Source organism: Acidiphilium acidophilum (genome assembly GCF_033842475.1).
GTDB lineage: Bacteria > Pseudomonadota > Alphaproteobacteria > Acetobacterales > Acetobacteraceae > Acidiphilium > Acidiphilium acidophilum.
Genome location: NZ_JAWXYB010000018.1, coordinates 2,463,227 through 2,475,889 on the forward strand (window position 1 = coordinate 2,463,227; position 12,663 = coordinate 2,475,889).

A 12,663-nucleotide genomic window follows, 5' to 3' on the forward strand; every position below is an offset into this window, starting at 1 on the left:
TACGGGGCGTTTCGAATTTAGGCGCTTGGCTATCGCAGTTGGTCCACCCGCAGGCGTTCCCGGCCATCGGTCAGGCGCGCCATCGCGAAATAGGCCGCGCCGACGGCGGCGATTCCGGTGGCCCCGGCGAGCAGGAACATCAGCAGGATCTGGTATTTCACCGCCTCGATCGGCGATAGTCCGGCGAGGATCTGGCCGGTCATGATCCCCGGAAGCGTCACGATTCCCGCCGCCGACATCACGTTGATGATCGGCAGGATGCCCCGCCGCACCGATGCCCGGATCAGCGGTTTGGTCGCCTCGCGGAACCGCACGCCGAGCGCCAGCTGCGCCTCGATCGCGGCGCGCTCGCGCATCACGCCGGACAACAGCGCATCGAGGGAGAGCGACGCGGCGTTGAGTGCGTTGCCCAGCATGATGCCGGCCAGCGGGATCGCATAGCGCGCGGCGTACCAGGGGTGGGGCCGCAGGGCGGTCGCGAGGGCAAAGGTCGCGGTCACGAAGGTCGCCAGCGCGACCGCCGAAAGCCCGGCGATCTGATTGCCGTAGCGCGCCAGTTTCCGTTCCGGTCGCGCCGCGACCTCGCGCCCGGCAATTGCCACCATCGCCAGGATCAATCCCAATGTGAGCAGCGGCGTGTCGATCGCGAAGACGAAGCGCAGGATGTAGCCGACCAGGGTGAGTTGCACCGCGCAGCGCACCGCCGCGACCAGTACCTGCTTGTGCAGCCGCAACCCGAGCCAGACCGATACCACGGCATCGAGCACCACCAGCGAGGAGGCGATGATCAGGTCGGTCGGGGTCAGCAGGATCGGGGTCATTGCGGGGTCAGGGTTCCGGCTTGCAGATGATAGTGCCGCGCCCCCAGACGGGCAGCCTGATCCATATCGTGCGTCACGATCACCAGCGCGGCACCCGCACGCAGCCGCGCCGACAGGATGGCCTCGACCAGCCTTGTCGCCTGCGGGTCGAGCGCGCCGGTCGGCTCATCGAGCAGCAGAACCGGTGGATCGTTCAGCAGGGTCCGGATCAGGGCGAGGCGCATCCGCTCGCCGGTGGACAGCCGATGCACCGGCTGGGCCAGCAAGGCGGCATCCAGCGCCAAATCCGGCATCAACGCCACGGCGCGCGCCCGATCCGGAAAATGCGCCGCTGTGTCGTCATGCCACCAGCCCGGCTCGGCGGCCAGATAAGCGACACGCCGCCGCCAGTCCGGCGCGGTGAACGCCGCACGCTCCACACCATCCAGCGCGACCGTTCCTTCATGTGGGTCGAGATCGGCGATCATGCGGAGCAATACCGACTTTCCGGCCCCCGACGGGCCGGTGATCGCCATGGCGTCCCCGGCGCCGAGCGCAAAATCGAACGGGCCACCGGCGGCACCTTTCAGGGCCTGGGTGCGGAGTCTCATGAAGGCAGGGGAAGGAAAGGATTTCTTTTTTTGTAAAAAAAGAAACAAAAAAACTTCTGGACTCTGGGACTACGCTGTTGAAACCGACACGGACCCAGGTAAACGAAAGTTTTTTGCTTCTTTTTTACAAAAAAGAAGTCTTCTCCTGCTTCCCTCACCCCTCCATCCCGAACGCCGCCAGCATCCGCGCCTCCGCCCGCATGCCGCGATGGAAGCAGCGCATTTCGAATTTCTCATTGGGCGAATGGATGCAATCGTCATCCAGCCCGAAGCCGACCAGCAGGGTTTGCAGGCCGAGTTGACGCTCGAACGCCTCGACCACCGGGATCGAGGCACCGCACCCGGCCAGTACCGGCGCCTTGCCGAATTCCGCCGCCAACGCTCCCCGCGCCGCGCGGACGAACGGCGCATCGATCGGCACCATCAGCCCGGGTGACGCGCCGTATACCTCGAAATGGGCCTGGGCACCCGGCAGCAGCCGTTGCTGTACGAAGCGTTTGAACCCGGCGATCACCGCGTCGGGGTTCTGGCCGGGCACCAGGCGAAACGTGAGCTTGGCTCCGGCTTCCGCCGGAATGACGGTTTTGCTGCCAGCGCCCTGATAGCCGCCGAAGATGCCGTTGATTTCAGCGGTCGGGCGCGACCAGTTCTGTTCGAGCACCGAACGGCCCTGCTCACCGCTGGCTCGATCCAGCCCGATCGCGGCAAGCCAGCCCGCCTCGTCGAACCCGGTCGCCTTCCACGAGGCGAGCACATCCGCCGGGATTTCGGCAATGCCGTCGTAGAAGCCGGGGATCGCGATGGTGCCGGTTTCGTCGAACAGATCGCCCAATATCCGGGTGAGCGCGCGGATCGGATTGAGCGCGGGGCCGCCGAACAGGCCGGAATGCAGATCGCGGTTGGGCCCGGTAATCCGCAATTCCAGCGCGGCGAGACCGCGCAGCGAGGTGGTGATCGCCGGTGTGTCGCGGTTCCACATATTGGTGTCCGCCACCAGCACGAAATCCGCCGCCAGCGCTGCCCGCTCGGCGTCCAGCATCGCCTCCAGCGAGGGGGAGCCGCATTCCTCCTCGCCTTCGAGCAGCACGGTCAGATTGACCGGGAGGGCGCGGTTGACCGCGAGATGCGCGCGGATCGCTTCGAGCACCATCATCACCTGGCCCTTGTCGTCCACCGCGCCCCGCGCCACCACGCGCGCGCCATCGGGTCCTTCGACGAGCTGGGGGTCGAACGGATCGGAATGCCACAATGCGATCGGGTCGGCGGGCTGAACATCGTAGTGCCCATAGAACAACACACGCGGTGCGTTGCCGCCGGCGTGATGGTGTGTGGCGATCACACCGGGCAACCCTTTGGTTTCCGACAGCCGCGCCTCGAACCCCATGCCGGTCAGCAGGTCGCGCATGTGCGCCGCGGCGCGGATGCAATCGGGTTTGTGCGCCGGTTGCGCGCTGATCGAAGGAATTCGCAGCAGGTCGAACCAGCGGGCGCGCGAGGAGTCGATATTGGCGTCGATATGAGCCAGAACCGCGTCGAGCGACGAATTGTCCATTGCCTGTCCCCTTGGTTATGATGGCCCAGAGATAGACGCGGTGCATCGAACAGGAAAGGGCATGGCATGAGCGGATTTTCCCTGCGCGCACATGAAAAGACCGATGCACCGGCAACCGCTGCCCTGCTGATGCGCGGTGGTGTAACCTGACGTCTGGAAATTCATTTTGGGTTGGGAGTTGGTGCCCTTGCCGGGGCATGCCCCGGCAAGGGCTGTTCATTCTGGTATTCCATGCAGTTGTTCACACCAACATGGAGACCGATGAATGGACGCCAAAAAGGATACGATTATCGAGGCACTTTTGGAACATCTGATCGAAAACGGCGCAGGCGATATCGCCACGGTATTTGCCAGGACCTTCGAACTCGCCATGCAGATCGAGCGCGAACGCTTCCTCCACGCCAGTCACTACGAGCGCAACCCCGATCGTCAGGGTTACGCCAATGGCTACAAGCCCAAGCGGATCGATACCCCGGCCGGGTCGATCACCGTCGATGTCCCCAAAACCGCCGGTCACGTGGGCGAACCCTTCTACCCACAGTCCCTCGAACGCGGCCGACGCTCGGTCCGCGCCGTCATGGTCGCCGTCGCCGAAATGTACATCAAAGGCGTCTCCACCCGCGACGTCGAGGCCGTCATGCGCGAATTCGGCATCGAAAGCCTCTCCTCCGCTCAGGTCAGCCGCGCCAGCAAGCTGCTCGATGACGAACTCGCCGCCTGGCGCACCCGACCCCTCGCCGAGATCCGCTACCTCATCCTCGACGCCAGATATGAAAAAATGCGCGATAATGGCGTCGTCCGCGATGCCGCCGTGCTCTCGGCCATCGGCATCGGACCCGATGAACGCCGCCGTGTCCTCGGCGTCTCGGTCGCCCTTTCCGAGGCCGAAGTCCATTGGCGTGCCTTCCTCGAAAGCCTCCATCAGCGTGGCCTGCGAGGCGTCGAATTCATCGTCTCCGATGACCATGCCGGATTGCACGCCGCACGCCGCGCCGTCTTCGGCGCCGCACACTGGCAACGATGCCAGTTCCACCTCGCCCAAAACGCCATCCACCACGCCCCCAACCACGCCATCCGCAAACGCATCGGCGCAGAACTCCGGACCGTCTGGAACGCAAATTCCCTCGCCGCTGCCCAGATCGCTCTCACAACCCTCGTCAATGCCTATCGCGACACCGCACCAAAGCTCGCCGATTGGCTCGAACGAAATATCCCCGAAGGCCTCACCGTCTTCACACTGCCAGAACCCCACCAGCGCCGGCTTCGCACTTCCAACCCCATGGAACGCGGCATCCAGCAGGAACTCAAACGCCGCACCACCAAAATCAGGGTCTTCCCCAACGAAGCCTCCCTCGAACGCCTCGTCAGCGCCGTCCTCGTCGAAATCGATGAAAAATGGGCCGCCGACACCAAGGGCTACATCAAGTGGGACTACCAGGATGCCTGACCCCCGCTCGCCCTATTTTCCAGACATCAGGTTGCTCAATCTGATGCGCCCTGCGGTGCGCCACGGCACGATGGTGTTCGCGCCGTATACCAGCGAATCCGCTGCGACGGCGCACATGGACGCCGCCGCCACAACCTTCAATATCGTCGCGGTCAGCGACACCGATGGCGCGGTGATCGGCCATATCGTGCTGTTTCGCGGCAAGGGGTTTGAGAGCCATAGCGGCTGGTTCGGCCTCGCCGTGCATGAAGACTGGTGGCGGCGCGGGGTTGGCTCCGCGCTGATGGCCGCGATGATCGACACCGCTCATAACTGGCTCGGCCTGACGCGGATCAGCCTTGAAGTGTTCACCGACAACGACCCCGCGATTGCGTTGTACCGGAAATTCGGATTCGAGATCGAGGGCACAATGCGCCGCCGGGTGTTCCGGATGGGACGATACGCCGATGGCTACATGATGGCCCGGCTGTTCGACCCGCCCAAATTCAGCGGGACACCATGAGCACGGTATCCATTCGCGCGCGCGAAGAGTCCGACGCCGCTGCGATCGCCGCGCTGATGAACCTGCCCGGCGTGCGGCACGGCACGTTGCGGGTGCCGTTCGTGTCGGTCGATTTCGCCCGAACCTGGGTCGGCCACCCCTGGGCCGCCGCGCTGGTCGCCGAACGTGACGCTCACGTGATCGGCACCACCGCGCTGACCCGCAGCAGCGGCCGGCAGGCCCATACCGGCTCGATCCTGCTGTTCGTCCACGACGATCATACCAATGCCGGCGTCGGCCATGCCCTGATGACGGCAGTGCTCGACCTCGCGGATAACTGGCTCGGCCTCCACCGCGTCAGCCTCACGGTCAATGCCGATAACGACCGCGCCATCCATCTTTACCGCAAGTTCGGCTTCGAGACCGAAGGCGTGCTGCGCGATGATGTGCTGCGCGACGGGGTTTTCATCGACAGCCTCACCATGGCCCGCCTGCGCCTATAACGGCGCGGGCTTGCCGTGTTCGGCGGCGTGCATCCGCAAGGCCGCATTCACCAGGGCGACATGGGTGAACGCCTGCGGAAAATTGCCGATCTGGCGCTTGTTTTTCGTGTCGTATTCCTCGGAGAACAGGCCGAGATCGTTGCGCAGCGCGATCAGCCGCCCGAACAATTCTTCCGCGTCGTCCTTGCGGCCCATCAATGTGTAGTTGTCGACCAGCCAGAAGCTGCAGGCGAGGAACACGCCCTCGGTGCCGCTGAGCCCGTCATTGCCGCCGGAGGTGTTGTAGCGGCGGACGAAGCCGTCCTGCAGCAGATCGCGTTCGATTGCCGCAACCGTGCCGATCATGCGCGGATCGTCCGGCGGCAGGAAGCCGACCATGGTGAGGAGCAGCAGGCTGGCATCGAGCAGGGTCGAGCCGTAGGCCTGCACGAAACTGTTCATCGAGGTATCGAACCCGTGGGCGCAGACCTGATCGTGGATTTGCTGGCGAATCCCGCGCCAGCATTCGACCGGGCCTTCATAGCCGAATTCCTCGATCGAGCGGATTGCCCGGTCGAACGCGACCCAGGCCATGACCTTGGAGTGGACGAATTGCTGCCGCCCGCCGCGCACCTCCCAGATGCCTTCATCCGGTTCGGCCCAGATTGTTTCGAGATTGCCGAGCAGATTGCACCTGACCTGCCAGCTGTTCTCGTCGTGCTTCAGCCCGCCTTTATGGCCCTGATAGAGGGTGTCGAGCAGTTCGCCATAGACGTCGAGCTGGCGCTGTTCCGCCGCTGCGTTGCCGACGCGGACCGGGCGGGAGTTTTCGTAACCGGCGAGCCAGTCGACGGTCCATTCCGCGAGGCGGCGCTCGCCCGCGATACCATACATGATCTGGATATCGTCGGGGTTGCCGGCCACGGCACGGTCGAGCCAGAGGCGCCATGCCTTGGCCTCCTCGCGATATCCGGCGGCGAGAAACGCCTGAAGGGTGAAGCTCGCATCGCGCAGCCAGCAATAGCGGTAATCCCAATTGCGTTCGCCGCCGAGTTCCTCCGGCAGCGAGGTGGTGGCCGCCGCGACGATGCCGCCGGTCTCCCAGTGGGTGAGCGCCTTCAGGGTGATCAGCGAGCGCTTGACGATCTCGACCCAGCGGCCCTCGACCGGGACGCGCCGCGCCCAGCTCTGCCATTTCTCGGTGGCGGTGGCGATGCTTGCCTTCACGTCGAATTCATGGGGAACCCGGCGGTGCGATTGCAGCCATTCGAGGCCGAAGGTGACGGTTTCGCCGGCAGCGACCGAAAATTCGCCGGCGGTGTGGTGATCGCGCCCTTCGAGTTCCACCTCCGACCAGATCACGACCATGTCCGGTCCCGCGACTGCGGTGATGCCCTTGCCGTCCGGCAGGCGCTGCACCCAGGGGACGATTTTGCCGAAGCCGAACCGGAACACCAGCTCGGTTTTCATATCGACATTGCCGTCCAGCCCGGTGACCTGACGGACCAGGCGGGTCGTGTCGTGCGGGTGCGGCACCATGCAGTCGGTCAGCCGGATCGTGCCGGTCGCGGTGGTCATTTCGGTTTCGAGAACCAGGGTATCCTCGCGATAATACCGGTGGGTCTTGATGATTTCGCCTTCGGGGGCGATCAGCCAGCGGCCATTGTCGCTGGTGCCGAGCAGGGCGGCGAAACAGGGATCGGAATCGAAACGGGGCAGGCACAGGAAGTCGATCGAACCATCCTTGCCGACGAGTGCGGTGGTCTGGCGGTCGCCGATCAGGCCGTAATCTTCGATGCGTAGAGCCATGAGGGCCCTCCTTCATTGGAGTTTGTCCGGGGGATGGTCAGGTGTGCGCGGCGAGCCGGTCGATGACCGCTTCGACGATCGCGGTGGGTGTCATCCCGGTATCGACGGTAATAACCGCTTCGTCACTGCCTGGGGGTTCAAGTAATGCGATCTGGCTATCAAGTAATCGCGAGGGCATGAAATGGCCGCGCCGTGCCGCGATCCGGGCTTCGAGCACTGCGCGGCTGCCCTGGAGATTGACCAGGACCAGTTCGGTGCAATCGCCGCGCACCAGATCGCGGTACTGGCGGGTGAGCAGGGAACTGACGATCACCCCGCCCGAGGAGGCCTGCCGCCAGGCGCGGATCTGGCTGGCGATCCGGTGCAGCCAGGGCATCCGGTCGTTATCGTCGAGCGGGTGGCCCGCGTGCATCTTGGCGCGGTTCGCCTCGCTGTGCAGATCGTCGCCATCGACGAACGGAATGTCGAGGCAGCCTGCCAGCATCGCCCCGATCGTCGATTTGCCCGAGGCGGTCACGCCCATCACGGCGAGGAGCGGCTTGGGGAAAACCGGCGCGACACCCAGTGCCCGCAAGGTCGCGATCTCGCCCGCAACCCCGGCGCGGGCGAAGCAATCGCCCTCGAATGTGCGCACCGTACCATCCGCGAAGCCGACAAAGGCGGCCGCGCATCCTTCGAGGAACAGGCCGGTCTCGACGACCCCCGCCATGGTTTTCAGCGCCGCGCCGACCGCAGCGGCGTCACGCCCGGCGGGCAGACGGCAATCGGCAATGACATTGCCGTTATCGGTGACAAATCGGGTACCATCCGCCGCCATTCGGAAGGCGGGTTCCAGACCGAGCGCGGTCAACCGCCCGAAGGTTCGTTCGGCCCCGAAATTCGCCAGTTCCACAGGCAGTTTCACATGCGCGCCGAGGCGGCCGACCAGCTTGCCCTGATCGGCGATGACCACGAACCGATGGGCGGACTGGGCGACGACTTTTTCCCGCAGCAGCGCCCCGCCGAGCCCCTTGATCAGACGGAGGGAGCCGAATTCGATTTCATCGGCACCATCGACCGCGAGATCGAGCGGTTGCGCGAGGTCGATTACCGGGATGCCGAGTTCGCGCGCCCGTTGCCCGGTTGCGTGCGAGGTGGCAGCACAGCTGATCGACAAGCCTTCGGCGGCGATCCGCGCGGCGAGAGCCGTCAGGAAATGCGCGACGGTGGAGCCGGTGCCGAGCCCGACATGCATGCCGGAGTAGACCAGCTTCGCTGCCTCGGTGGCCGCATTGCGCTTCTGGGTGTCGGTGTCTGTCACGGGATTACGCTATCTACGATGCCCAGCGGCCTGCGGCGGCGCGGTCGGCGAGCCAGATCAGCCGCCCCTGCGGCTGAAGCCGTGCCGCGGGAACCGTGGTGTCCCGCCCCGACAGGATCGCATCCAGCATCGCGCGCTTGCCTTCGCCGGAGACCACAAACACCACGACACGGGAACTTTCGAGCACCGGGTAGGTCAGGGTCACGCGTGACTCGGGCCGGCCTTTGGTGACCGGGAGAACCCAGCGCTGCCGTTCATCGAGCAGATCGGACTGGCCCGGCAGGAGCGATGCGGTGTGCCCGTCATCGCCCATGCCGAGGAAGCAGATATCGAAAAACGGCTGCTCCGGTCTGAGGGTTTGATGACCGTAAAGAGCTTTGAGCGTCTGCTCGTAGGCGGCGGCGGCGCGATCGACGGTTAGTCCCTCGAACGGCACGGCGTGCAGCCCGCCGACCGGATGGTCCAGACGATCGATCAGCGCGCCCCTGATCATATGAAGGTTGCTGTCGGGGCTGTCATGGGCGACGAAGCGCTCATCGCCGAGCACGAGGTCCATGGCGTCCCAGCGGAGCGACGTGCGGTAAGGGGGCTCGGCAAGCCGCCGGTAGATCGATTTCGGGGTCGAGCCCCCGGCAAGTCCGGCGACGAACCGGCCCTGTGCCGCAGCGGCGGCATCGGCGAACAGCCGCGCTCCCGCTTCCGCGAATGCTTCGGCGGTCTCGACCACCATGAGTTCGCCACGAGCGGGTGTCATGATGTCGCTCCATCGAGGATGAATTTGCGAATCGCCTTGGCGAAGCCTTCGTCTTCGTTGCTGTCGGTGGTGAATTTGGCGCTCGATTTCACCTCGTCATCCGCGTTGCCCATCGCGATGGACATGCCGCTGCGCTTGAACATGGTCACGTCATTCGGCATGTCGCCGATGGTCGCGATACGGTCGCGCGGAATATCGAGCCGCTGCGAAAGTTCATCAACCACAGCACCCTTGTTGGCTTTGGCGTTGGTGATGTCGAGATAATAGGGTTGCGAACAGGCCGCCGTAACCCGATTGCCGAATTCCTTCGTCGCGGCCTGCAACGCTGCCTGCATCCTGGATTTATCGTCGGTGACGCCGACGATCTTGACCACCGAGTTCAGATCGTCGGCGGAGAATCGCGCCACCACCTCCGCCTCGAACTGCACGGTCTTTGCCTCGCGCGCGACGTGCGGGGCCGAAACGTCGTGGATCAGCCAGCGCTTTTTGGTATACACCCAGGCATCGAGCCCATGCTCGCCGAGCAGATCGAGCGCGGTCTGGATGACGTCCCCGGGCAGGTCGTAGGAATTGAGAACGGTTTCCATGTCGGGCGCCATCAGCACGCCGCCGTTGAACCCGGCGATCGGCGTGTCAATGGCGAGAGGCCGGCTGACCATCGCCATGCCGCGCGGTGGGCGACCGCTGGTGATCGCGAATTTGATCCCCGCCGCATGGAGGTCATGAACCGCGCGCTTCGCTGCCTCGGTGAGCACCTTCTCGCCTGTCACGAGCGTCCCATCGACATCGGCGAGAACCAGATCGATCGCACGGCTCATGCGCGCGGGTCCTTGGCCGGCAGGGCGACCGGACGCCAGTGCCGGGTGGGGTCGTCGTCGGAGAGCAGGGCATCGGACGCGTCCGGCCCCGGGCCGCCGCTTTCGTAATTGGGGAAATCAGCAGGCGTGGTGCTGCCCCAATGGTCGAGCACGCCTTGCACCACGCGCCAGGTTTCCTCGACCATGTCGGCGCGCTGAAACAGGGTCTGATCGCCGATCATGCAGTCGTAGAGCAGGGTTTCGTATCCGACGTTCGGTTCCGGGGTGAACCAGTCGCGGTAGCGGAACTCCATATTGGCCGGCGCGAGCCGCATGGTCTGGCCGGGGTGCTTGACTTCGAATTGCAGGGCGATGCCTTCATCCGGCTGAATCCGCAGCACCAGCCAGTTGGGCGGCAGGGTATCGAGCGAGGTATCCTGGAAGGCGGCGAGCGGCGCTTTCTTGAACTGGATGGCGATCTCGGTCATCCGGCAGGACATGTGCTTGCCGGTGCGGATGTAGAACGGCACGCCGGCCCAGCGCCAGTTATTGATCTTAAGCCGCATGCCGACATAGGTTTCGGTCGCTGAGTCTTTCGCGACGTCGGGCTCCTCGCGATAGGCGATCACCGGCTTGCCGGCGACCGTGCCTTTGCCATACTGGCCACGAACAGCATCGTTGTCGGCGAGGGTTTCGATCGCGGCGAACAACTCGTATTTCTTGTCGCGGATCGCCTCGGGCTTGAAGCCGACCGGCGGCTCCATCGTGACCATGGCGAGAAGCTGGAACACGTGGTTGGGCACCATGTCGCGCAGCGCGCCGGTCTGTTCATAGAATTTGCCGCGGCCTTCGACGCCCACAGTCTCCGCCACCGTGATCTGGACGTGATCGATCCGGTCGCGGTTCCAGATCGGTTCGAACATGCCGTTGCCGAAGCGCAGCGCCATGATGTTCTGGACGGTCTCCTTGCCGAGAAAATGATCGATCCGGTAGACCTGTTTCTCGTTGAGCACGCTCAGCACCTGGGCATTGAGCGCCTTGGCCGAATCGAGGCTGTGGCCGAAGGGTTTCTCGATCACCACCCGCCGCCAGGGCGCGTTTTCGTCATCCTTGTGCTCGACCAGACCGGCCGCCCCGAGATGCTCGACGATGGTGCCGAAAAACCGGTCCGCCACGGCAAGGTAGAACAATCGGTTGCCGCCGGTGCCGTGCTGGGATTCCAGACTTTCAAGCTCGGTCTTCAGCGCGGTGTAGAAGCCCGCATCGGTGAAGTCGCCCTGAACGTAGGACATGTGCGCTGCGAGCTTCGACCAGTTCGCTTCGTCGATGGCCTTGATCTGGTCTTCCGCGTTCGGATCGCCGATGAAGCTTTCGAGGGTCTTGTGCAGCGAGGACTTCCAGTCATCCGTGCTGCGCTTGGCGATATCGGCGCCGATTAGCACGAATTTTTCCGGTGTCAGGCCGGTATTGGCAAGATTGTACAGCGCCGGCATCAGCAACCGCTTGGTCAGGTCACCCCCTGCCCCGAAAATGACGATGGCGCACGGGCCGGGAGGCTTGGCCGATGCCGGTTTCGCCGCAGTCGCGGGTTCGCCATGCGGATGAGGGATGAGATCTGCCATGATCAATCGCCTTTCTTGACCGGAGTATGACCCTGTTCGAGATGGCCGCCGAAACCCTGGCGCATCGCGGAGAGCATCTTTTCGCCGAATGTATGGTCCTGGCGCGAGCGGAAGCGGGCGAACAGCGAGGCGGTGAGCACTTCCGCCGGCACTGCTTCCTCGATCGCCGCCTCGATGGTCCAGCGGCCCTCGCCGGAATCCTCGACGAAGCCGGTGAAATCGGCGAGTTTCTCATCCTTGGCCAGAGCGGATGCCGTCAGATCGAGCAGCCAGGACGAAATCACGCTGCCGCGCCGCCAGACTTCGGAAATATCGGCAAGGTTGAGATCATAGCGCTGCGATTCCGGCAGATCGGCCGACGCCTTGTTGCGCAGGATGTCGAAGCCTTCCGCATAGGCCTGCATCAAACCGTATTCGATCCCGTTGTGGACCATCTTGACGAAATGCCCGGCACCGACCGGCCCGGCGTGGATATAGCCGTGTTCGGCGCGCTGATCGTGACCGTCACGATGGGGTGTGCGGTCGATCGCGCCAATACCGGGGGCCAGAGTCTTGAAGATGGGATCGAGATGTTTGACGATATCGGCCTCGCCGCCGATCATCATGCAATAGCCCCGGTCGATGCCCCAGATTCCGCCCGAGGTTCCGACATCGACATAGTGCAGCCCCCGCCCCTTCAGGGTTTCGGCGCGGCGGATATCGTCCTTGTAGAAGCTGTTGCCACCGTCGATGATGATGTCGCCGCTCTCCATTATCGCGGCCAGCGCCTCGATGGTGTCCTCGGTGATCTTGCCGGATGGCAGCATGACCCACACCACGCGCGGCGTCGGCAATGCCTTGATCATGCCCGGCACGTCGGCAGCGCCGGTTGCGCCATCCTTTTCAAGTCCCTTGACGGCATCGGCCGATTTGTCGAACACCACGCACTCATGATGATCGCGCATCAAGCGGCGCGCGATATTCGCACCCATCCGGCCAAGGCCGATAATTCCGATTTTCATCTGCTGT

The 12,663-nt window shown here is 64.2% G+C and carries 12 protein-coding genes; 3 read left to right on the forward strand and 9 right to left on the reverse strand.

From position 1 onward, the window contains the following. Positions 1-29: 29 nt before the first annotated feature. The 3 genes from SIL87_RS14295 to SIL87_RS14305 form a co-directional block, all read right to left on the reverse strand. Positions 30-821, reverse strand: a complete 792-nt coding sequence (locus SIL87_RS14295) for an ABC transporter permease (RefSeq protein ID WP_319614829.1) — start codon at positions 819-821, stop codon at positions 30-32. Further along, entirely contained in the window at positions 818-1,411 is a 594-nt protein-coding gene (locus tag SIL87_RS14300; protein WP_319614830.1) for an ABC transporter ATP-binding protein, read from the reverse strand. Before SIL87_RS14300 ends, SIL87_RS14295 begins: the two co-directional genes overlap by 4 nt. Positions 1,412-1,565: 154 nt before the next feature. Beyond that, positions 1,566-2,963 carry a dipeptidase gene (locus tag SIL87_RS14305; protein ID WP_319614831.1) on the reverse strand — a complete coding sequence of 466 codons (1,398 nt, stop codon included), beginning with the start codon at positions 2,961-2,963 and terminating at the stop codon, positions 1,566-1,568. A gap of 265 nt (positions 2,964-3,228) precedes the next feature. On the opposite strand from SIL87_RS14305, the gene SIL87_RS14310 reads away from it, so the two are divergent. Genes SIL87_RS14310 through SIL87_RS14320 form a run of 3 tightly spaced genes read left to right on the forward strand, consistent with a single transcriptional unit; the run spans position 3,229 to position 5,394 of the window. Beyond that, positions 3,229-4,410, forward strand: a complete 1,182-nt coding sequence (locus SIL87_RS14310; protein ID WP_319612316.1) for an IS256 family transposase — start codon at positions 3,229-3,231, stop codon at positions 4,408-4,410. Continuing rightward, positions 4,403-4,912 (forward strand): GNAT family N-acetyltransferase, encoded by a 510-nt coding sequence (locus SIL87_RS14315; RefSeq protein ID WP_319614832.1) that lies wholly within the window; start codon positions 4,403-4,405, stop codon positions 4,910-4,912. The genes SIL87_RS14310 and SIL87_RS14315 overlap by 8 nt, the downstream gene beginning before the upstream one ends. Beyond that, on the forward strand, positions 4,909-5,394 hold the full coding sequence (locus SIL87_RS14320; RefSeq protein ID WP_319614833.1) for a GNAT family N-acetyltransferase: 486 nt from the start codon (positions 4,909-4,911) through the stop codon (positions 5,392-5,394). Before SIL87_RS14315 ends, SIL87_RS14320 begins: the two co-directional genes overlap by 4 nt. Here SIL87_RS14320 and SIL87_RS14325 read toward each other — a convergent pair. Genes SIL87_RS14325 through gnd form a run of 6 tightly spaced genes read right to left on the reverse strand, consistent with a single transcriptional unit; the run spans position 5,389 to position 12,656 of the window. Continuing rightward, positions 5,389-7,182, reverse strand: coding sequence for a glycoside hydrolase family 15 protein (locus SIL87_RS14325; RefSeq protein ID WP_319614834.1), 1,794 nt, complete (start codon positions 7,180-7,182; stop codon positions 5,389-5,391). The genes SIL87_RS14320 and SIL87_RS14325 overlap by 6 nt on opposite strands. A gap of 37 nt (positions 7,183-7,219) precedes the next feature. Beyond that, positions 7,220-8,482 (reverse strand): ribose 5-phosphate isomerase A, encoded by a 1,263-nt coding sequence (rpiA, locus tag SIL87_RS14330; protein WP_319614835.1) that lies wholly within the window; start codon positions 8,480-8,482, stop codon positions 7,220-7,222. 13 nt (positions 8,483-8,495) lie between these two features. After that, the gene (gene pgl, locus SIL87_RS14335) at positions 8,496-9,236 is read right to left on the reverse strand and encodes a 6-phosphogluconolactonase (RefSeq protein WP_319614836.1); all 741 of its coding nucleotides are present in this window, start codon (positions 9,234-9,236) and stop codon (positions 8,496-8,498) included. After that, a complete protein-coding gene (locus tag SIL87_RS14340; RefSeq protein WP_319614837.1) occupies positions 9,233-10,054 on the reverse strand; it encodes a Cof-type HAD-IIB family hydrolase in 822 nt (273 codons plus the stop codon). The genes pgl and SIL87_RS14340 overlap by 4 nt, the downstream gene beginning before the upstream one ends. After that, positions 10,051-11,655: a glucose-6-phosphate dehydrogenase gene (zwf, locus tag SIL87_RS14345; RefSeq protein ID WP_319614838.1), complete on the reverse strand. Its 1,605-nt coding sequence runs from the start codon at positions 11,653-11,655 to the stop codon at positions 10,051-10,053. The genes SIL87_RS14340 and zwf overlap by 4 nt, the downstream gene beginning before the upstream one ends. Positions 11,656-11,657: 2 nt before the next feature. After that, on the reverse strand, positions 11,658-12,656 hold the full coding sequence (gene gnd, locus SIL87_RS14350; RefSeq protein WP_319614839.1) for a phosphogluconate dehydrogenase (NAD(+)-dependent, decarboxylating): 999 nt from the start codon (positions 12,654-12,656) through the stop codon (positions 11,658-11,660). Between the last annotated feature and the right edge of the window lie 7 nt (positions 12,657-12,663).